Source organism: Kribbella albertanoniae (genome assembly GCF_004348455.1).
In the GTDB taxonomy this organism is placed as follows: Bacteria; Actinomycetota; Actinomycetes; order Propionibacteriales; family Kribbellaceae; genus Kribbella; species Kribbella albertanoniae.
Genome location: NZ_SMKA01000179.1, coordinates 1 through 19,226, shown reverse-complemented (window position 1 = coordinate 19,226; position 19,226 = coordinate 1). Strand labels below are relative to the sequence as shown.

At 67.5% G+C, this 19,226-nt stretch carries 21 protein-coding genes; 8 read left to right on the top strand and 13 right to left on the bottom strand.

Annotated features, from left to right (window positions below):
- On the top strand, positions 1-481 hold a 481-nt coding region (gene ybaK / locus E1261_RS29905), incomplete at its 5' end, for a Cys-tRNA(Pro) deacylase (RefSeq protein ID WP_238176519.1).
- Here the strand turns inward: ybaK and E1261_RS29900 are convergent.
- Genes E1261_RS29900 through E1261_RS29885 form a run of 4 tightly spaced genes read right to left on the bottom strand, consistent with a single transcriptional unit; the run spans position 468 to position 4,544 of the window.
- The gene (locus E1261_RS29900; RefSeq protein WP_132412397.1) at positions 468-1,754 is read right to left on the bottom strand and encodes a glycoside hydrolase family 32 protein; all 1,287 of its coding nucleotides are present in this window, start codon (positions 1,752-1,754) and stop codon (positions 468-470) included. The genes ybaK and E1261_RS29900 overlap by 14 nt on opposite strands.
- The gene (locus E1261_RS29895; RefSeq protein WP_238176518.1) at positions 1,751-2,557 is read right to left on the bottom strand and encodes an ATP-binding cassette domain-containing protein; all 807 of its coding nucleotides are present in this window, start codon (positions 2,555-2,557) and stop codon (positions 1,751-1,753) included. Before E1261_RS29895 ends, E1261_RS29900 begins: the two co-directional genes overlap by 4 nt.
- Complete coding sequence (locus tag E1261_RS29890; protein WP_132412396.1) at positions 2,554-3,540, bottom strand: ABC transporter permease; 987 nt, start codon at positions 3,538-3,540, stop codon at positions 2,554-2,556. The genes E1261_RS29895 and E1261_RS29890 overlap by 4 nt, the downstream gene beginning before the upstream one ends.
- A 2-nt stretch (positions 3,541-3,542) precedes the next feature.
- Entirely contained in the window at positions 3,543-4,544 is a 1,002-nt protein-coding gene (locus tag E1261_RS29885) for a substrate-binding domain-containing protein (RefSeq protein WP_238176517.1), read from the bottom strand.
- Positions 4,545-4,663: 119 nt separating this feature from the next.
- Here E1261_RS29885 and E1261_RS29880 point away from each other — a divergent pair, with 119 nt between their 5' ends.
- On the top strand, positions 4,664-5,671 hold the full coding sequence (locus E1261_RS29880) for a LacI family DNA-binding transcriptional regulator (protein WP_132412394.1): 1,008 nt from the start codon (positions 4,664-4,666) through the stop codon (positions 5,669-5,671).
- On the opposite strand, the gene E1261_RS29875 is transcribed toward E1261_RS29880, so the two are convergent.
- Together E1261_RS29875 and E1261_RS29870 are read right to left on the bottom strand one after the other, a co-directional pair.
- A complete protein-coding gene (locus E1261_RS29875) occupies positions 5,661-7,736 on the bottom strand; it encodes a phosphocholine-specific phospholipase C (protein ID WP_132412392.1) in 2,076 nt (691 codons plus the stop codon). The two genes, E1261_RS29880 and E1261_RS29875, sit on opposite strands and share 11 nt — an antisense overlap.
- Before the next feature lie 55 nt (positions 7,737-7,791).
- The gene (locus tag E1261_RS29870) at positions 7,792-8,871 is read right to left on the bottom strand and encodes a 3-deoxy-7-phosphoheptulonate synthase (protein WP_132412390.1); all 1,080 of its coding nucleotides are present in this window, start codon (positions 8,869-8,871) and stop codon (positions 7,792-7,794) included.
- A gap of 280 nt (positions 8,872-9,151) precedes the next feature.
- Here E1261_RS29870 and E1261_RS29865 point away from each other — a divergent pair, with 280 nt between their 5' ends.
- The 5 genes from E1261_RS29865 (at position 9,152) to E1261_RS29845 (ending at position 11,279) form a co-directional block, all read left to right on the top strand.
- A complete protein-coding gene (locus E1261_RS29865) occupies positions 9,152-9,487 on the top strand; it encodes a hypothetical protein (RefSeq protein ID WP_132412388.1) in 336 nt (111 codons plus the stop codon).
- Between the two features lie 4 nt (positions 9,488-9,491).
- Complete coding sequence (locus tag E1261_RS29860; RefSeq protein ID WP_132412386.1) at positions 9,492-10,040, top strand: histidine phosphatase family protein; 549 nt, start codon at positions 9,492-9,494, stop codon at positions 10,038-10,040.
- Positions 10,037-10,438 carry a fluoride efflux transporter FluC gene (locus E1261_RS29855; RefSeq protein ID WP_202875151.1) on the top strand — a complete coding sequence of 134 codons (402 nt, stop codon included), beginning with the start codon at positions 10,037-10,039 and terminating at the stop codon, positions 10,436-10,438. The genes E1261_RS29860 and E1261_RS29855 overlap by 4 nt, the downstream gene beginning before the upstream one ends.
- On the top strand, positions 10,417-10,800 hold the full coding sequence (gene crcB, locus E1261_RS29850) for a fluoride efflux transporter CrcB (protein ID WP_238176516.1): 384 nt from the start codon (positions 10,417-10,419) through the stop codon (positions 10,798-10,800). The genes E1261_RS29855 and crcB overlap by 22 nt, the downstream gene beginning before the upstream one ends.
- A gap of 188 nt (positions 10,801-10,988) precedes the next feature.
- A complete protein-coding gene (locus E1261_RS29845; RefSeq protein ID WP_132412384.1) occupies positions 10,989-11,279 on the top strand; it encodes a WhiB family transcriptional regulator in 291 nt (96 codons plus the stop codon).
- Positions 11,280-11,320: 41 nt separating this feature from the next.
- Here E1261_RS29845 and E1261_RS29840 read toward each other — a convergent pair whose 3' ends face one another.
- From E1261_RS29840 to E1261_RS47165, 5 genes are all read right to left on the bottom strand, one after another.
- Complete coding sequence (locus E1261_RS29840; RefSeq protein WP_132412382.1) at positions 11,321-11,734, bottom strand: PLD nuclease N-terminal domain-containing protein; 414 nt, start codon at positions 11,732-11,734, stop codon at positions 11,321-11,323.
- 70 nt (positions 11,735-11,804) lie between these two features.
- A complete protein-coding gene (locus E1261_RS29835; protein ID WP_132412380.1) occupies positions 11,805-12,680 on the bottom strand; it encodes an ABC transporter permease in 876 nt (291 codons plus the stop codon).
- The gene (locus tag E1261_RS29830) at positions 12,667-13,473 is read right to left on the bottom strand and encodes an ABC transporter ATP-binding protein (RefSeq protein WP_202875149.1); all 807 of its coding nucleotides are present in this window, start codon (positions 13,471-13,473) and stop codon (positions 12,667-12,669) included. Before E1261_RS29830 ends, E1261_RS29835 begins: the two co-directional genes overlap by 14 nt.
- Before the next feature lie 24 nt (positions 13,474-13,497).
- Positions 13,498-14,562: an ABC transporter substrate-binding protein gene (locus E1261_RS29825; protein ID WP_238176515.1), complete on the bottom strand. Its 1,065-nt coding sequence runs from the start codon at positions 14,560-14,562 to the stop codon at positions 13,498-13,500.
- Positions 14,563-14,653: 91 nt separating this feature from the next.
- Positions 14,654-14,740 carry a putative leader peptide gene (locus E1261_RS47165; RefSeq protein ID WP_363818422.1) on the bottom strand — a complete coding sequence of 29 codons (87 nt, stop codon included), beginning with the start codon at positions 14,738-14,740 and terminating at the stop codon, positions 14,654-14,656.
- 178 nt (positions 14,741-14,918) lie between these two features.
- On the opposite strand from E1261_RS47165, the gene E1261_RS29820 reads away from it, so the two are divergent.
- Positions 14,919-17,486 (top strand): family 78 glycoside hydrolase catalytic domain, encoded by a 2,568-nt coding sequence (locus tag E1261_RS29820; protein WP_132412376.1) that lies wholly within the window; start codon positions 14,919-14,921, stop codon positions 17,484-17,486.
- Here the strand turns inward: E1261_RS29820 and trmB are convergent.
- Both trmB and E1261_RS29810 read right to left on the bottom strand, forming a co-directional pair.
- On the bottom strand, positions 17,467-18,171 hold the full coding sequence (trmB, locus tag E1261_RS29815; RefSeq protein ID WP_202875147.1) for a tRNA (guanosine(46)-N7)-methyltransferase TrmB: 705 nt from the start codon (positions 18,169-18,171) through the stop codon (positions 17,467-17,469). The two genes, E1261_RS29820 and trmB, sit on opposite strands and share 20 nt — an antisense overlap.
- Before the next feature lie 214 nt (positions 18,172-18,385).
- A complete protein-coding gene (locus E1261_RS29810) occupies positions 18,386-18,922 on the bottom strand; it encodes a hypothetical protein (RefSeq protein WP_132412373.1) in 537 nt (178 codons plus the stop codon).
- Positions 18,923-19,226 lie beyond the last annotated feature (304 nt).

Genomic DNA, 19,226 nt, shown 5'->3' with positions numbered 1-19,226 from the left:
GGGGAAGCAGGCGGCGGGGACGCCGGCGACGGTGGCGTTGACGAAGGCGAAGATCGGGTTCAGCACGCATGCGTACGAGCATGATCCGGGGGCGAAGTCGTACGGGCTGGAGGCGGCCGAGGCGCTGGGGCTGGAGCCTGCGCAGGTGTTCAAGACGCTGCTGGTCGAGGTCGACGGCAAGCTGGCGGTCGGCGTGGTTCCGGTGGACAAGCAGCTGGATCTGAAGGCGATCGCGGCGGCTGCCGGTGGGAAGAAGGCGGTGATGGCCGACCCGGTCGCCGCCGAACGCACGACCGGGTACGTCGTCGGTGGGATCAGCCCGATCGGTCAGAAGCGGCCGTTGCTGACGGTCGTCGACAGTACGGCGACCGCCCACGCCACCGTGTACGTGTCGGGTGGCCGGCGAGGGCTCGACATCGGTCTCTCCCCCGCCGACCTGATCGCGGTCACGAAGGCCCGTACGGCGGCTATCGCGCGCTGACCCAGATCGACGCCAGCTCGTGGATCGTCAGGGAGTCGAGGTGGAGCCGTCCTTCGATGAAGAGTTCAGGAACACCATCGAAGTTGTAGCTCTGGTAGACGTCCCCATCGTTGCCGAAGACATCGAGTTGACCGCGGTCGACGAGCAACCGCACCTTGACCTTGCCGTCCTGCGGCGACATCGGTACGCCGTTCAGTTGCCCCGCGCGAGCGTCGTACGCGATCTCACGGGGCAACCGGATGCCGAACCGCTGCGCGTCGCGAACGTCCACGACCGCCTCGAGTTCGTACGTGGCGCCCCGCAAGCCAGGTGCTGCCATGCTGTCGAGGCTCAGGTCCTTCCAAGTCCGGGTGTTCTCCCGCAGCACGCCGATTTCTGGGACCGGCGTGCTGACCACGCGGAGGCCGTCGGTTGTCCGGCGCAGTTTGAGATCCACCGGGAAGGACGCGTTGCCCGTCCAGACCGAGCCGTGGTTCTCACCCTGCCACGCGATGGAGACGACACGATCGCCTTCCAGGTTCGAGAAGTTCAGGGCCGCGTAGTACCCGGCGCCGGCAAAGGTCGCTGTCTGGTTGATCTTCTGCGGCACCGTCCAGTCGCTGCGGAACGCCGTACCGTCCCAATCACCGATGTAGTACGCACCACTAGCGGAGTGCAGGACCCAGTGGTAGTTGCCGTCGAGCGGCATCCGGATCATGTTCGGACACTCGAACAGCCACTCGGCCGCGAACCGCGACGCGAAGGTCCAGTGCAGCAGATCAGTCGAGCTGAAGAAGTCCACTCCGTTGCCACCGGCATCGGACCAGACGACCATCCCCCAGCGCTGCGACGCAGGATCCCAGAACACCTTCGGGTCGCGACTGTCCCCCTCCGGTACGGCGACCTTCCGGCCACCGTCGTACGTCTGGAACGTGTAGCCGCCGTCCAGGCTGTAGAAGACCGTCACACCCCGCGTCCCGGAGTACACGAGGATCGGGTCGTGGTCGCCGGACTTCAGCCCGCTGTCGTTGCCGCAGTCAACGACTCCACCGCCGGACCACAGGTCGCCCGGATGGATCGTGGGATCGAGCGCGATCGGCTGCTCCTGCCAGTGCACGAGATCGGTACTGGTCGCGTGCCCCCAGTGCATCGTGTCCCACTGCAACGAGTTCGGCGCGTGCTGGAAGTAGAGGTGATAGACGCCGCGATAGAACAGCGGCGCGTTCGGATCGTTCATCCAGCCCCTCCGCGGACTGAAGTGGAACTGCCCGCGGTTGTCCTCTTGATAGCTCATGTGTCCACCAGGTTGGGCGGGGCATCCGGATCGCCGGGGCGCAAGGCTCCGGTCATCAGGGAGACCACCTGGCTCATCGACGCGTCCGCCGGGCGTACGACGGCGGTCCGGCGACCGAGGCGGTGGACGTGGATCCGGTCGGCGATCTCGAACACCTGCGGCATGTCGTGGCTGATCAGCACCACCGGCAGCCCGCGATCACGGATCCGCCGGATCAGGTCGAGCACCTGCCGCGACTCCTTCACGCCGAGCGCGGCCGTCGGCTCGTCCATGATGACCATCTTGCTGCCGAACATCGCCGCTCGGGCGACCGCCACCGCCTGCCGCTGACCACCCGACAGTGTCTCGATCAGCTGGCCGATGTGCTGCACGGTTTCGATGCCCAAGGCATCGAGTTGCCGCTGAGCCTGTTCCCGCATCGCGCTCCGGTCGAGCAGCCGGAACACACTGCCCAACGGCCCGGTACGGCGTACTTCGCGGCCGAGGAAGAGGTTCGTGGCGATGTCCATCGCGGGCGCCAGGGCCAGCGTTTGATGGACGGTCTCGATGCCGGCGTGCCGAGCGTCGAGCGGCGAGTGGAAGTGCGTCTCCGAACCCTCGAGCAGGATCGTGCCCTCGTCGGGGATCAGCGCGCCGGACAAGGCCTTGATCAAGCTGGACTTGCCGGCACCGTTGTCGCCGACGACGGCCAGCACCTCACCGGCGTACAGGTCGAAGTCGGCACCGTCGATGGCGGTCACCCGGCCGTAGCGCTTCACCAAACCGCGAGCCTGCAGTGCCGGAATAGTCAGGGCGGGTGTCATCGTGACCTCCTTCGGACGACCTGGTCGAAGGCAACCGCTGCGATCACCAGGACACCGGTCGCGACATCCTGGTAGAGGCTGTCGATCCCGGCCTGGGTCAGACCGCTGCGCAGTACGGCGACGATCAAAGCACCGACCACGGTACCCATCACGCTGCCCCGGCCACCGAACAGGCTGGTGCCGCCGATGACGACCGCGGTGATGCTGTCCAGGTTGCCGGTCTGGAAGGCGTTCGGGTCCGCGTTCGGGATCCGGCCGAGTGCCTGCCAGGCGGCGAAGGCGTAGATCACGCCGGCCACCAGGTAGACGCTGAACCGGGTCCGGCCGACGTGGATCCCGGTCAGCCGGGCGGCTTCCGGATCGTTGCCCAGGGCATACACATGGCGACCCCAGGCGGTCCGGGTGAGCGCGTACCAGGTGATCGCGAACATCACCACGGCCAGCGTCATCCCGTGCGTCACCTTGATCTGGCCGAACAGGTAGCCACCCTCGCCGAGCACACCGAGCAGGTTGTCGGTGACCGGGTACGAGTTGCCCTCGGAGTACAGGCGGCCGACCGCGAGCACGACGGTCAGCATGCCGAGCGTCACGATGAACGGCGGCAGGTTGAGCATCGTGACCAGTCCACCCGAGATCGCCCCGAGCATCGCGCAGACCACAAACCCAGCCACCAACGCCACCGCCGAGCTACTGCCCTCAGTCACCAGCCGCGCCAGCACCATCGTCCCCAGCACCATGACCGCGGCGTTCGCCAGGTCGATCCCGCCAGTCAGCACAATCAACGTCTGCCCCAGCGCCAACGTCGCCACCACCAACGACTGCTGCACCACCAACGAGAGGTTGTCGACAGTCAGAAACGTCGAAGTAGTAGCCGAAAACACAACCATCGCCAAAATCAGCGCAGCCAGCGGCCCCAGCGCAGGATTGTGCAGGAACGCTTCCGCCGAACGATTCCGGAACGACCGCTCATCAACCGCGCTCATACTCAGCCCCAGCAGTTCTGGGAGCCCCAGGTGGTGTCTTTGCTCTCCAGGCCTGGGAGGGGTTTGTCGGTGATCAGTTGCGCGCCGGTGTCTTGGAAGCCGGTGGGCTTCTTGCCGTCCTTGGCGAAGGTGACGACTGCGTCGACGCCTTGTTCGGCCATCTTCTTCGGGAACTGCATGACAGTGGCCAGGTACTTGCCAGCCTTCACGTCGGCAACTCCTTGGCAGCCGCCGTCGATCGAGCCGACCGCGACCTTGCCGGCCAGGCCCTTCGCGGTCAGGGCGGCTACGGCGCCTCGGGCAGCAGGCTCGTTCAGCGTGTAGACGGCGTTCACCGTCGCGTCGCGCTGGAGGAGGTTCTCCATGGCGGCCTGTGCCTTGTTCTGGTCACCGTTGGTCGGGGCTGCGCCGATGATGGCGGGGTCACCGTCCTTCAGACCCATTCCCTGCAGGAACCCGCGGTGCCGTTGCTCATCGACCGTGCCGCCCGGCGTACCGTCCATCATCAGCAGCCGCGGCGGGGTGGACCCGAGGGTCGCCTTGATGTACTTGCCTTCCAGCTCACCCGCGGTCGTGTTGTTGGTCGCGTAGGTCGCGTCGACGGCGTCCTTCGGATCGGTCTCGGTGTCGAGGGCGATCACCAGAACGCCCTTCTCTTTGGCCTGTTTGAGCGCACCAAGGATGCCGGTGGAGTTGCTCGGCGTGATGAGGATGCCCTTCACACCTTGCTGGACGAGGTTCTCGATCGCGGCGACCTGGCCCTCGTTGTCGCCGTCGAACTTCCCGGCCACGGCGATCAGCTCCGCACCCGACTTCTCGGCGTGCGCCTTGGCCGATTCCCGCAGCTTCACGAAATAGGGGTTGGTATCGGTCTTGGTGACGAGCCCGATCTTGACCGGGCCACTGCTCTGACCGCCTTCAGCACTGCCGGACTTGGTCTGCGTACACGCCGCCGTGGCCAGCACGGCCACGGTCAGCAGGACGACGGGGACGGTTCTTCTCACGGGTCAGCCCTCCCGAGCGATGTCGGTTTGAGACGCGAAGGTAGACCGGTCCGCACACTGGTTTCCTGCTTTGCGCAAAGCCTTGCGCAACGGCACGTGGAGCGACGACGATACGACGGATGGTCACCATGACCGAGGTCGCCCGGACCGCTGGAGTGTCCGTCAGCACGGTCTCCCATGTCGTCAACGGGACCCGCCTGGTCGCGCCCGCCACCCGCGAACGCGTCCAGCACGCGATGGATCTGCTCGGCTACAAGCACCAGCCGACCGCACGCTCCCTCTCCGCGGGATCGAACCGCACCATCGGCCTGGCCATCACGGTCGCAACGAACCCATACTGGGTCGAGCTCATCCAGGGCATCGACCGCGAGGCCACCCGAGCCGGGCTGAACGTGATCATCGTCGACACCCGCGACGACGCCCGGCACGAGTCGGTGGCGGTCGCGAACCTCCTTGCCCACCGCATCGAAGGCCTCATCACTGCCCCGGCCGACGGCTGGCGCGACCTGACCCTGCCGATGCTGCGGGACCACGCCCTGCCCTACGTCCTGGTCGACCGAATCACCCCCGAGCTACGGGTCGATCAGGTCGGCGTCGAGAACGAAGCGGCGACCACCGCGATCATCGATCACCTGATCTCGCTCGGTCACACCCGGATCGGCATGCTCAGCGGGATCCCCGGCCTGTCGACCAGCGCCGAGCGCCTGCGCGGCTACCAGCTGGCCCATCATCGCGCCGACCTGCCGGTGGATCCCGAACTGCTCCGGGTCGGCTCGTCGTCGAGTGACGGCGGCCGCCGGGCGACCTGGGAGCTGCTGCAACTCGACGACCGGCCGACCGCACTGTTTGCCGCGAACAACAGCATGACGATCGGCGCGTTGGCCGCGCTGAATGCGGCCAAGGTCGCCGTACCGAAGGACATGGCGCTCGCGGCCTTCGACGACTTCACCTGGGCCGATCTGTTCAGCCCGGGCCTGACCACCGTGGCCCAACCGTCCGCGGCGATCGGCGCCCGGGCTGTCCAGCTACTGCTGCGCCGGATGAACGATCCCGATGCGCCTCCGCAGACGATCCGGCTGCCTGCGGAGATCATGCATCGTCAGTCGTGCGGTTGCGTCAGCCGGTGACGCCGGCCCTACCGGTCTCCAGGTGCCCACTCAACCGCCGCCGGTACGTCGTGTCCTCGACGACCGTGACCTCGACGTCGTACCAGCCGTGGTCGGTCGGCCACTCCACCTCGCGCGTCTGCTTGCCGCGGAGCGTGACGGTGACCGTCTTGCTGCCGTAGGCACGCGCCTTCAGCTTCAGCGTGAGCGGCTTGCGAGACGTATTGACCAGCGCCAACTCCAGGCCGCTCCCCCGCTGGCAGATCCGCACATCCAGCCCCGCCGCGACACCATCGGTCGACCCGGCCAGCTCCACCCAGAAGCGGTTCGGACCCTGTACGGCGATCTCGTACGGACCCGCGACCGCGATCGCCTCCGCGTGATCCCGCCGTACGTCGAGATGCGCCGGCGCGGGCAGTTCGCCGCCGTACGGGTAGATCGCGAAGTGGGCGGACTCGCTGCCCTCATTGCTGAGGGCCACCTTCAGCTTGCCCTCGGCAACGAAGCCCGAAACCGCCGGCCGGTAAGGCAATGGGCGAGCCGGACGCCGGCCGGCCTCCTGCTGCGGGACAGCCTGGTCGACCGGCGGGGTCGGCTTCCAGCGCGCGATCGGCGCCGGGACCGGGCCAGGTGCTTCGACGGTCGGCTGCCGGTAGGAGCGGTCGAAATCGAAGGCGGAGGTGAGGTCACCACACGCAGTCCGCCGCCACTTGCTGATGTTCGGCTCCTGGACGCCGGTCCAGCGCTCGAGGAACCGGATCACCGAGGTGTGGTCGAAAATCTGCGAGTTCACGTGGCCGCCGACGGTCCACGGCGACACCACGGTCATCGGGACGCGCGGGCCGAGCCCGATCGGCTGACCGTTGTACCAGTCGTCACCGTTGCCCGAGTCCGGGCGCGGTGCGACCGGCGGCGGCACGTGATCGAAGTAGCCGTCGTTCTCATCGAAGTTGATGAACAGCGCGGTCTTCGACCACGTCTCCGGGTCGGAGGCGATCGCGTCGAGCAGGTCGTAGACCAGATTGGCGCTGCCCACCGGCGTCGACGTACTGGGGTGCTCGGAGTCGATTGCCGACGGCACCAACCAGCTCACCTGCGGCAGCGTGCCCGCCTTGATGTCGGCCTTCAACCGCGGAATCAGCGACTCCGGCTCGGACCGGAACATCGCCTGGTGGAACAGCTTCTGGTCGGCGTCGGGCTGCTTGGCCACGGCCGCCGCCAGCTGCTGCAACGCCTCGGTCTGCTGCTCGGGTGTCTTGGAGAAGAGCTTGTCGTAGAACTCCTCGGTGGTCCGGTAGCCGCCCGGCACCGACGCCAGGATCCGGGTCCCGAGGTCCTTGAACGTCCGGAAGTACTCGACCGCGTTGTCGGTGAAGTTGTCCCACTCCTGGTAGATCTTCCAGGAGACACCGGCCTGCTCGAGCCGCTCCGGGTACGCCGTCCAGTCGTAGCCCTTGTGGTTGTAGTCGTACGCCGAGTTCGTCACCGCGCGCTGGGTCGTCCCGGGCTCGTAGCCGGTGGTGCCGGACCACAGGTAGTTCCGGTTCGGGTTGGTGGAGCCGTTGACCGAGCAGTGGTAGGCATCGCAGATCGTGAACGTCTCGGCCAGTTCGTACTGCAGCGGAATGTCGCGCCGGTCGTAGTGCGTCATCGTCGCGGCCGTCTTGGCCTGCACCCAGTTGTCGTTCCAGCCGTTCCCCCAGGCCTGGGTCGCGTCGGTGAAACCGTGCGCCAGGGCACCCAGGTACTGGATGTCGTCGGGGTTCCGCCCGGCCGCGGCGGCAGCGGCGCGGATCGAGAACGGCAGCACCTCACCGCCCCCGGTCTTGGGCTGGTGGAACACGCTCTGGCCGTTACGCAACCGCAGCGGCTGGCGATCGCCGTACCCGCGGACTCCGCGCAGTGTCCCGTAATAGTGGTCGAACGAACGGTTCTCCTGCATCAACACGATCACGTGCTCGATGGCCCGCAGTCCCCCACGCCGTGCCGGTTGCGCCATCGCGGTGTGCAGCGACGGCGGGAGCAGCGACAACGCTGCCCCACCGGCCGCCGAGCCGAGAACAAGACGCCTGGAGATCTCAGTCATGGTCCGGACCTTAGGGATGGCTTGTAGCCACCGCAAGACGCCCAGGTGAACAGAACTAGCCGCGGCGCGCGATGGCTGCGTTCCGTAGTTCGGTGAGTACTGCTTCGGTGGTTTCCCAGCCCATGCAGGCGTCCGTGACCGACTGCCCGTAGGTCAGCTCGCGAGTCGGGTCGAGATCCTGGCGGCCTTCCTGCAGGAACGACTCCAGCATCACGCCGACGATCGCCCGGTTGCCGGCCGCGACCTGCGCACCGATCTCCGCGGCGACGATCGGCTGACGCTTGTGGTCCTTCCGGCTGTTGCCGTGGCTGGCGTCGATGACGACTCGCTCCGGGAGACCCGCCGTACGGAGCAGATCGGTGGCAGCGGCAACGGAATCGGCGTCGTAGTTCGGACCGGCGTCGGAACCGCGCAGGACCAGGTGGCAGTCCGGGTTCCCGCGGGTGTGCAGGATCGCCGGAGCGCCGTCGTGGTCGATACCCGTGAACACATGCGGTACGGCGGCCGCCTTGATCGCGTCGACCGCCGTACCGATGCTGCCGTCGGGGCGGTTCTTCATCCCGATCGGCATCGACAGGCCGGACGACAGCTGCCGGTGGACCTGGCTCTCGACGGTCCGCGCACCGATGGCACCCCAACCGACGGTGTCGGCGATGTACTGCGGCGTGATCGGGTCGAGGAACTCGCACCCGACCGGCAGGCCCAGCTCGGTCACCTCCAGCAGCAGCTTCCGGGCGAGCCGCAGACCGCGGTTCACGTCACCGGAGCCATCGAGACCCGGGTCGTTGATGAGGCCCTTCCAGCCGAGCGTGGAACGCGGCTTCTCGAAGTACACCCGCATCACCACCAGCAGACCGTCGGAGAGCCGCTCAGCGACCGGGCGCAGGCGCTCGGCGTACTCGAGGGCAGCGTCGGCGTCGTGCACGGAGCACGGGCCGACCACGACCAGCAGCCGGTCGTCGACCCCGTTCAGTACGTCGGTCACTGCCTGGCGGCCGTCGATGACCGTCTTCGCGAGGTCGTCGTTCAGCGGCAGCTCGTCGTGCAGCGCGAGCGGCGTGATCAACGGGACGGTCTTCTCGATCCGGCGGTCGACAACGGCCGCGTGCTCGGATCGTCGCGGGAGGGTGTTCATGGTGGTGGGACCTTTCCGCCGGAGCACCGCGGAAGGTCGCAGTCAGCCGGCTGGGGAAACAGAAAAGGCAAGGACGGTTGTCCTTGCCTTCGGGCCGGCTGTGGAGTACTTGGTGGGCGTCAGCGATCGGCTGAGTCGCCCGGCACCACGGCCGGCCACTCAAAAAATCGCCAATAGCAACGCTTCACGGAACAGACGATAGCACCCACCCAGTAACCAACCTGGTTCCGGGCTCGTTGAGCGCTGCAACAACGGGTCGACATCTGAGGGGTGCTGGACAGTGAGGCCGCGGGTCTTCGAGCTGGTGCGGTACCGGGATCCGAGTGGGGTCTCCGGGACCGGTGTAGTAGCGGAGGGCTGCGAGTTCAGCGACGGGTCGGTCGCTCTGCGGTGGCGGGGTGCGAACCCGGCGACCGCGGTCTGGCCCGGGCTCGAGGCCGTGCTCGCCGTGCACGGCCACCAGGGCGCCACCGAGGTGCGCTGGATCGAGACCCAACCCCCGACGACGACAAGCCCCCAACCGCCCGGAGGCATCGATCAACTCTTCGACGAGCTTCATCAGATCCGGCCACCGTCCGCTCCTCAGGGGTGGGCCGGGGCCCGACATCTTCGCTAGGCCTATGCCTGTCACGCAGATCTACCTGGTTCGGCACGGGGAGCCCGACTACGCACGGATCGACGGTCAGGGGCTGCGCGGAGCCGCGGCCGACTCGGCCCCGCTGACACCGGACGGGGTGCGGCAGGCCGAGGAGCTGGCCGACCTGCTCGGCGGGATCGGTGCGACGTACCTGGTCAGTTCGCCGTTCACGCGGGCGCTGCAGTTCGCCGCGATCGTCGGGCACCGGCTGGCGCTCGGCGTACGGGTCGATCACGACCTGCGCGACTGGCTGCCGGATCACTCGGGCAGTTGGCGCGGTCATGCCGACGTACTGGCCGCCAAGGCCGAGTTCGAGGCGTACGGCGGTGAGTGGCCGGACGGCATCCGGCGACCGTGGGAGCCGTTGTCCAAGGTGCGGGAGCGAGCGGAGACGGCGCTTGCCCGGCATGCGGCCGGCACGGACGGGCCGGTGCTCGCGGTCACGCATGCGACGGTGATCCGCGCATTGACCGGCGAGACCGGGACTGCGCATGGAGCCCATGAGTACTACCGCTACGCTCCGGCGGTGTGAGCGAAGTTCTCCAGCCCGGGCTGCCGCGCGTGCTCGGCGTGGTGGCCCTCGGCGGAATCGTCGGCTCATTGGCCCGCTACGGGCTCGCAGCGGCGATTCCGCACGCCGAGGGTGGCTTTCCCTGGGCCACGTTCCTCACGAACGTGACGGGCTGTCTGGCCATCGGCGTACTGTTCGCGCGGCTCAGGCCACAATCCCATCCGCTGCTCCGGCCGTTCCTCGGTACCGGGGTCCTCGGCGGCTTCACGACCTTCTCGACGTACGCGGTAGACACCGAGAAGTTAGTGCACGTGCAGACGCACGCGCATCTGGTGGTTGCCTTCGTCTACTTCTTCGGCACGGTCGCTGCAGCGTTGCTGGCGGCAACTCTCGGCGAGTGGCTGGGCCGGCGGCGATGAACGTTCTGCTCGTCGCCCTCGGTGCCGCGATCGGTGCGCCGCTACGGTTCATTGTCGACAAACACTTGGTGGCAAGGCTTTTGCAGACCACTGGCCAACAGGTCCCGTTGCCCTGGGGCACCTTCACGGTCAACGTCGTCGGCAGTTTCGTCCTCGGCCTGATGACCGGCGTGACCGATCAGAACTGGACGCTGCTGATCGGTGTCGGGTTCTGCGGAGCCTTCACGACGTACAGCACCTTCGCGGCCGAGACGACTGCGCTCGCGAGTTCGGGGCACCGGGCAAAGGCTTTGCTGACGGTGTTGCTCAATCTCGGAATCGGACTGCTGGCAGCGGTTTTTGGCGCAGCGCTCACCAAGTGATCCATGTCACAGTGGGTAAGGCGATGGTCACGCTCTCCGCGTGAAACAGCGTGATCACAGCCTGCGACGCCACTCGCCGATAACAAATGGGCCGAGGTTCGAGATAACAAGGGTTGAACTCGGCAGGAGTTGAGCATAGTTTTCACCGAGCGCCCGTCCGCGCTCACGGTGAGTCATAGGAGGTTGCCATGTCGAGAGGGATGCCTCGCCTACCCCGCCCGCTCATGGATTTGTGGGACTGGCAGTCGCAGTCTGCGTGCCGCGACGTCAACCCGGAGTTGTTCTTCTCGCCCGAATCGGAGCGTGGCGTCCGTAAACGCGCCCGCGAGATGGTGGCGAAGTCACTCTGCGGCACCTGCCCGGTTCAGCCGGAGTGCCGCCAGCACGCCCTCGCGGTCGGAGAACCGTACGGCGTCTGGGGCGGAACCACAGAGTCCGAGCGCGACAACGTCTCCCTGGAGCACCGCAAGTCCGCCTGAGAAACCGCGCCCTCCCGCTCTGAGCGGATGCGGGCGCGGTCTCACGGTTTACCGTCGTCGGTCTCGGCCGGCGGCGAGTCACCGGTCGGAGTCTCGTCGGCCGGCGTTTCCGGATCCTTGGGACGCGGTGTGTCCTGTGGCTCGGCGTCCGGCGGCTTGATCGTCGTCCGCGGGTCCCGGTAGCGATCCAGCGACTTCAGGAAGTCGGGATCGTCATCGGGCGCCATCGAACGACCTGTCGGCCGCGACGGCCGGACCGGACGTTCACGGCCGGCGCGGGCCACCCGCGACGCGAGCAGCCAGACGATCGGCCCGACGAACGGGACGAACACGATGATCAGGATCCACACCAGCTTGGGCAGGTGCGGGACCTCGTCGTCGGGCGTCTGGATGCAGGAGAACAGCGCGTACACGCTGAGCACCAGGCTGATCAGGAACGGCAGGAATCGGACCACATCCCCACAGTACGGCGCGTGGCCGAACCGGGGCCGCGACGCGGGCCCCAGTTGCCGAGCCGTAACCCTGTCAGCGGACTGCGCTGGTCAGGCCGCGGGCCTTCAGGACCGAGTTCTCCAGCGGGCGGAAGACCAGCAGCTCGATCCCGACGCCGACCACGAAGATCAGCAGGATGCCGGCGAACACCATCGAGATGTCCGACAACGACATCCCGTTGTGCAGGTACTGACCGAGGCCCTCACCCAGATCCGGTGAGGTCGCGATCAGCTCGGCGGCCATCAGCGACCGCCAGGAGAACGCCCAGCCCTGCTTGAGTCCACCGAGGAAGCCGGGCAGCGCGGCCGGCAGCAGGATGTACCGGATCCCACCCAGCCGGTCGGCGCCGAGCGCCTTGCCGACCCGCGGCAGGATCGGCGGCACCTGGTCCAGACCGGAGACCAGACCGTTCGCGATCGACGGTACGGCGCCGAGCAGGACGACCCAATAGATCGCGCCGTCGGTCAGTCCGAACCACAGGATCGCGGCCGGCACCCACGCCACCGACGGCAGGCTCTGCAGGCCGGACACCAGCGGCCCGATCCCCCGCCGTACGACGCGGATGTTCGCGATCGCCAAGCCCAGCGGTACGGCGATCGCGAGCGAGATCGCGAACCCGATCACCGCCCGGTGCACCGAGACCCAGAACAGTCCGAGGATCTCGCCGGTCGTCACCAGCTCCCAGATCTGGGCCCAGACCGCAGCCGGCGCCGGCAGCTTGAACTCAGGCCAGAACGCGGCCGCCCACAACACCTGCCAGACGAGCACCAGCAGCACGATCGCACCGATCGGCGGCAACGCCCGGCCTGCGATCCGCCGAGCCAGCGAGCCCTCGGACGCTGCGACCGGTGTGTCGAGGGCATCCAGTCCGGCCTCGACCGAGCCTTCCTTCACATCAAGCTGCGGCATGACTGCTGATCACCTTGCGCAGTTCGCTGTTGATCTCGTCGATCGCACCGGACTCGTCGGATCCGGCGAGCCCTTCGACATCCCATTCGCGCACGACCCGGCCGGGCCGCGACGACAGCAGGACGACGCGCTGACCGAGCCGCACCGCTTCCCGGACATCGTGGGTGACGAACAGGATCGCCGTACCGGTGGCTCGCCAGATCCGCAGCAGCTCACCCTGCAGGACGTCGCGGGTGATCGCGTCCAGCGCGGAGAACGGCTCGTCCATCAGCAGCAGCGACGGCTTGCCCGCTCCCTCGCCGGTGTTGTCGGTGGTCGACGCAAGCGCCCGGGCCAACGCGACCCGCTGCCGCATCCCGCCGGACAGCTCGTGCGGCCGCTTGTCCCCGAGCCCGGCCAGCCGGACCAGCTCAAGCAGCTCGGCCGCCTTCGCCCGCCGCTGCGCCTTCGGTACGCCGGCCATCCGCAACGGGAGCTCGACGTTCCCGGCAGCGGTCAGCCACGGCATCAGCGCAGGCTCCTGGAACACGACCGCCGGCCGCGACGAGCTGAGCTCGATCCGGCCGCTGGTCGGCTGGTCCAGACCGGCGACCAGGTTCAGCAGGGTCGTCTTGCCGCAGCCGGACGCGCCGAGCAGGCAGACGAACTCCCCGACCTTGACCTCGAGGTCGACACCGTCCAGCGCCACAACCTCCTTGCGGCCGGTCCCGAAGGCCTTACCGACCTGGTGGAAACGCACCGGACGCAGCACGTGCTCGGTCACCTTGCGGGGTACCTCGACTGTCGCGGTCATTTTCGGCTCCTCGATCGGTCGGGATTACTTGGTGTCGAGGCCGGCGGCGTCGACCGTCGGCTTTCCTGCTGCGGTCAGTACGGCGTTCAGTGGGCCGAGGTCCGCGAAGCCGGCGACCTTCGGGGCCTCCTTGACGATCCCGGCGCTGGCCTGGTCCTTGGCCAGCTGCGGGAAGGTCGCGGCCAGCGGATCGGCGGTGATCTCGATGTTGCCGAACGCGCGGTCGATCACGGCCGGCTTCAGCTCCTTGCCGGTCAGCGCCTTCAGCTGCTTGTTCACCGCGGTCTTCGCCGCGGCCTTGTCCTTGTTGGCGAAGTCGATCGAAGCGACCAGACCGCTGAGCAGCGCCTTCACCGTCTCCGGGTGCTCCTCCAGGAACTGCGTCCGCACGATCAGCACCGTGGTCGGGAACTTGCCCTCCGGCCAGATGCTCTTCTCGTCGAGCAGCACCTTCGCACCGGCGTCGAGGACGAGCCGCGACGACCACGGCTCAGGCAGCCAGGCGGCGTCGACCTTGCCTTCCTTGAACGAGTCCAGCGTGAGCGCGTTCTCGAGGTTGGTGACCGTGACCTTGCCGGTCAGCCACTTGTCGGCCAGCCACTTCTTCAGCGACACGTCCTGGGTGTTGCCGAGCTGCGGGGTGACCACCCGCTTGCCGATCAGGTCCTCCGGCTTGGTGATGCCCGGCTTCACGACCAGCTGCGCCCCGCCGGACGTCGTACCGGCGATCAGGCGGACGGCCTCGCCGTTCGACTTCGCGTAGGCGTTGATGGCCGGGCCGGAGCCGATGAAGGTCGCGTCCAGCGAGCCACCGAGCAGCGCGCCGACCGCCTCCGGGCCGGCATTGAACTTGGTCGGGACCAGCTTGGTGCTGCCGAGGTCCTTGCTGAACAGGTTCTGGTCGAGGCCGACCAGGGCGGCGGCGTGGGTGACGTTCGGGAAGTAGCCGAGCCGGAGCTCGGCGGCCGGGCCCTTACCGGTGGCGGCGGCCGGAGCCGGGTCACGCTCGACCCGGCTGCAGCCGGCAGCCACTACGGCAAGGGACAGTGCCACCGCGAGGACGCGGGGACGGAGACCAGAGATACGCACGGGGAGACCTTCAAGGGATGCGGGCGACCGATACATACAGCCGCGAGCGGGCGTGGGTCAGCGACAACAGGGCTGAGGGCAACGCCGAAGGTCAACAGGTTGCGGAGGCAACGCGGAGCAGGTCAACATGCCGACGGCGCGTGAGCGCGTCGGCTGGCCGGTTGGCGGTGACCTGCATGTCTCCCATGAAAGCGTACAAAGTCCATCGATCGCCTCGTATTTCACTATACGAGACAAGAAATCGCGATGTGAGACGAATCGGCCGGAGAAGGACTGAGGCTTGCTGACGGATCGTGCAGCAGGTAATCAGGAAGGCGCAGATCGTCCCCGTAGACCTTGCTGAGGAGCCGCCGCCGATGCACGTCGGGTCATTGAAGGCCGAGTACGCCGTCCGCCCGTTGGGGACCGATGTCGATCGGCCCCGGTTCAGTTGGGTCGCCGTGGCTCCCGGGTACGGCGCGGTCCAGACGGCGTACCAGCTGCGGGTGCGGGCTGGGGAAACCGGGTCCTGGGATTCCGGCAAGGTGAGCTCTTCGCAGTCCTTCGGCATCGAGTACGACGGGCCTGCGCTCACCCCGCGGACGCGGTATCACTGGTCGGTCCGCCTCTGGGACGGATCCGATCAGGAGACTGAGTGGGCTTCGGAGGAGTGGTTCGAGACCGGGCTGCTCGATGAGGGGTTCGGCTCGGCCCAGTGGATCGGCGGCGAGACCTCGAGCGCTCCCCTGCTTCGGCGGGCGTTCAGTGTCGACGGGTCGGTACGGCGCGCGCGGTTGTATGCGAGCGGCCTCGGGTACGCCGACCTCCGGATCAACGGTCAGCCGGTGACCGACGCCGTACTGGATCCTGGCTTCACCGACTACGGCCGCACTGTCCTTTACGTCACGCACGACGTCACCGAGCTGCTGCGGACCGGTTCGAATGTGGTCGGCGCCGAACTGGGTCGTGGCTTCTTCGGCATGAACACACCCAATGTGTGGCGCTGGCACCAGGCGCCGTGGACCGCTGAGCCGCGACTGATCGCGCGCCTGGTCATCGAGTACGACGACGGCCGGGTCGCCGAGGTGGTCAGCGATCCTTCGTGGCGGATCACCGGCGGTCCGACGATCTCCGACTCGCTCTACACCGGCGAGACGTACGACGCCCGCCGCGCACTGCCCGGGTGGGACGCGGCCGGTTTCGACGACTCGTCCTGGTCCACTGCGTCTGTGGTTGAGGCGCCGGCCGGTCGGCTGCGGGCGCAGGAGCACGAGCCGATCCAGATCATCGAGACGGTCGATCCGGTCGAGCTCGACGAGGTGCGGCCCGGCGTCTGGATCGCCGACTTCGGCCGCACGACGGCCGGGTGGGTGCGATTGCGAGTGCGTGCATCGGCCGGAACCACAGTCAGCCTGACGTACGGTGAGACGGTTGCTGATGGCAACGTGGTTGCAGTGAACGGGCATGTCGAGGGTGACCGGATCCAGCGGGACGAATACATCGCGGCCGGCTCGGGTGTCGAGGAGTGGGAACCGCGGTTCTCCTACAAAGGCTTCCGCCACGTCCAGATCACCGGGGCGCGAGCGGACGTGCAGTTGCGGGTCGTGCATTCCGACGTCCGATCGGTGACCGGGTTCGAATCGAGCGAACCGGCGTACGAGCAGTTCGAGCAGGCGATGCGGCGGACGGTGCTGAGCAATCTGCACGGCATCCCGACCGACACACCGTTCTACGAGAAGAACGGCTGGACCGGGGACGCACAGGTCGGTGCGCCGACGATGCTGGCCACGCTGGACCTCGCGCGGTTCTTCACCAAGTGGCTCGGCGACATCCGCGACAGTCAGGCGGAATCCGGGCAGCTGCCGGTGATCATCCCGACCAACGGCTGGGGCTTTGCCGAGCTCGCCCCGGCCACCGAATGGCCGACCGTCTACCCGATCCTGCTGCACGAAATGCATCGCACGTACGGCGACGAGCGACTGCTGCGCGAGCACTGGGACTCGCTCACCCGCTACCTGGCCTGGGAACTCGACCGGGTTGAGGACGGGCTCTCCGTCAGCGTGCTCGGCGATTGGCTCCCACCCGGCTACAGCGACGGCCCGGCTCCGGAGGACCGCCGCCTGACCGGTACGGCGTACCTGTATCGCGCGGTGCTCGTGGCTGCGGAGATCGGGGATCTGCTGGGCAAGGCCCATGACTACCGGAAGGCGGCTGCGGAGCTCGCGGACGGGCTGAACCGGACGTTCCTGGACCGGGGGCTTGCGGTATACCGGAGCGCCGACGATCCGGACTACCGGCAGACGTCGAACGCCGTACCGCTTGCCTTCGGCATCGTTCCTGAGGAACTGGCCGAGCGGGTCGCGGCGAACCTGGCGGCGGATGTCGAGGCGCGCGGGTTCCACCTGAACACCGGGTGTCTCGGGGTCGGCGTGCTGCTGCCGGTGCTGACGGCGTACGGATATGGCGATGCGGCAACCAAAGTGGCGCTGCAGCGGAGTTATCCCAGCTGGGGTTACTGGTTCGACCTCGGTGCGGACACCATGTGGGAGATGTGGGAGGCCGACTCGCGCTCCCGCAACCACTACTTCCAGGGCACGGTCGTGCAGTGGATCCTCGAGAACGTCGCCGGCCTGCGGAACGCCGGCGTCGGCTGGGAGCGGATCGTGGTCCGGCCGGATGCGCGCGGCGAGACCGCGTCGGCGAGCATCCGGACCGAGACGATCCGCGGCCGGGTGACCGTGATGTGGCGCCGGGTCAGCCGGGTGTTCTCGCTGGAGGTACACGTGCCGGTGGGGATGACGGCGGTGGTGCATGTACCATCCGAGTCCGCGACGGACGTTGCCGCCGTACCTCAGTCGCTGGCGGGTTCAGCGACGTACGAGGATGGGTTCACGATCTACACGGTGGGTGCCGGGATCTGGAACTTCACGAGCCGGACCGCTTGACGTAGATCAGGTCGCGTACGACGCGGCCCTCGGCCTGGGCCCGCGACTCGAACTTCGTCACCGGACGCCATTCGGGGCGCGGGGCCCAGTCGTCGTACTGGTTGCGCAGGGTCGGCTCGCCCTCGCAGACCGCCAGCATCTGCTCGGCGTAGTGCGACCAGTCAGTTGCCAGGTGCAACGTTCCGCCCGGCCGCAACCGCGAGGCGACGAGCGCGATGAACGCCGGCGCGACCAACCGACGCTTGTGGTGCTTCTTCTTCGGCCACGGATCCGGGAAGTAGATCCGTACGCCGTCCAGCCCACCGGGCTCGACATGATCGGTCAGGAACGCGATCGCGTCGCCCTGCAGCAGCCGCAGGTTCTCCAGGGCGTACTTCTCGGCCAGCATCATCAACTGCCCGAGCCCGGCCGTGTACACCTCGGCCGCGATGTGGTTGACCTCCGGCGCCGCCACCGCGAGCTGCGCGGTCCCCTCCCCCATCCCGGAACCGATCTCCAGCACCGTCGGCGCCTCGCGCCCGAACCACCGCACCAGATCCGTCGGCCCCGCGGGCAGATCCTCCAGCTTCGACCCCAGCTCGGACCAGTGCTCATCCCACGCCCGGCGCTGCCCGGCCGTCATCCGCACCCCACGCTGCGTAGTGCTAGGCACACCCCGCCGCTTCTTCCGATCCGTCGTCTCCACCAGATCAATCCTAAAAGACCCCCATCCGCAGCCCGCCGCCGGTCCACCAACCCAAACAACAGCGGCCCTCCAAGCCCGCTCAGCCACCCGCCCTCCACACGAGCCAGCACGACCTTGAGCACGGCTCAACCACGCGCGCGGCCAGAAAGTGGTTGATCGGTGCTCAAGGTGAGCCGGCCGAGCGACCTTGAGCAACGTGTCCCTTGACAAGTTTCTAGGAACACTTGGTGATGCGGAGGATGTGTTCTGGGCCGGTTTTGAGGACGTAGCGGCGAACGCCTGTCGTGTACTCGATGCGGATGCCCTCCAGGTAGCCCTCGGCGTTGACATCGGGCCGCGTAACGTGGACGACCAGCCAGGTCTCCTCGGTCTGCTTCGCGGGCAGCACGGCATCGACCGCCAACCGAGGACGGTTGGTCTGGCCGTCGAAGGGACCGTTGTCGAAGGTCCAGCCGGCCCTACTGGCGGTCGAATCCTTCTGAGCCTCTGGGACAAGCAGCGCACCGGCGTTCTCGACCGCTCTGGGGCCGATCAACGTGACATCGGTGATCGTGACCGGGTCCGAGCCGCTGTTCTGCAAAGGCTTCATGATGCCGACGGTCGCCGACTCCGACTCGCCAACCGGCATGCAGAGCGTGGTGCCGAGGCCGCTCTCCCCGAGCGGACCGTCCCCGTGCCGGATGCCGAGGAACCAGACTCCCGTGGCCACCAGCATCGACACCACGACGACCGAAAGAATTCGTGCACGCATATATAGCCCCCCAGGCTTGTGTTGCAGACGAACCATTGTCGCCGCCGGGAGTGCCGACCGCCGGGTCTGACCTCATGTCAAAACAGGCAATCTGAGCGTCGACGAGGTTGCCGCATTCTTCGGGGTCAGCCCCAGCCCCGTCCGCGAAGCGCTCAGGACACTCCTCGAACGTTGGGGGTCAGTCGTCCCAGAAGAGGTGGGCGACGGTGTTGTGGGCTCGGCGGGTGATGCGGAGGTAGTCGTCGGAGAAGCGGCTGGATTCGCCGGGTGGGTAGCCGCAGATCTGGGCTACGGCGGCCAGGTC

What these genes read in the sequence shown, in the direction of transcription:
- E1261_RS47165 (WP_363818422.1), bottom strand. Translation starts at nt 14,740, where the DNA reads ATGCAGGTCACCGCCAACCGGCCAGCCGACGCGCTCACGCGCCGTCGG.
- E1261_RS29880 (WP_132412394.1), top strand. Translation starts at nt 4,664, where the DNA reads ATGGTCACCATGACCGAGGTCGCCCGGACCGCTGGAGTGTCCGTCAGC.
- E1261_RS29830 (WP_202875149.1), bottom strand. Translation starts at nt 13,473, where the DNA reads ATGACCGCGACAGTCGAGGTACCCCGCAAGGTGACCGAGCACGTGCTG.
- E1261_RS29860 (WP_132412386.1), top strand. Translation starts at nt 9,492, where the DNA reads ATGCCTGTCACGCAGATCTACCTGGTTCGGCACGGGGAGCCCGACTAC.
- E1261_RS29810 (WP_132412373.1), bottom strand. Translation starts at nt 18,922, where the DNA reads ATGCGTGCACGAATTCTTTCGGTCGTCGTGGTGTCGATGCTGGTGGCC.
- E1261_RS29820 (WP_132412376.1), top strand. Translation starts at nt 14,919, where the DNA reads ATGCACGTCGGGTCATTGAAGGCCGAGTACGCCGTCCGCCCGTTGGGG.
- E1261_RS29845 (WP_132412384.1), top strand. Translation starts at nt 10,989, where the DNA reads ATGTCGAGAGGGATGCCTCGCCTACCCCGCCCGCTCATGGATTTGTGG.
- E1261_RS29870 (WP_132412390.1), bottom strand. Translation starts at nt 8,871, where the DNA reads ATGAACACCCTCCCGCGACGATCCGAGCACGCGGCCGTTGTCGACCGC.
- E1261_RS29835 (WP_132412380.1), bottom strand. Translation starts at nt 12,680, where the DNA reads ATGCCGCAGCTTGATGTGAAGGAAGGCTCGGTCGAGGCCGGACTGGAT.
- E1261_RS29890 (WP_132412396.1), bottom strand. Translation starts at nt 3,540, where the DNA reads ATGAGCGCGGTTGATGAGCGGTCGTTCCGGAATCGTTCGGCGGAAGCG.
- E1261_RS29895 (WP_238176518.1), bottom strand. Translation starts at nt 2,557, where the DNA reads ATGACACCCGCCCTGACTATTCCGGCACTGCAGGCTCGCGGTTTGGTG.
- E1261_RS29900 (WP_132412397.1), bottom strand. Translation starts at nt 1,754, where the DNA reads ATGAGCTATCAAGAGGACAACCGCGGGCAGTTCCACTTCAGTCCGCGG.
- E1261_RS29875 (WP_132412392.1), bottom strand. Translation starts at nt 7,736, where the DNA reads ATGACTGAGATCTCCAGGCGTCTTGTTCTCGGCTCGGCGGCCGGTGGG.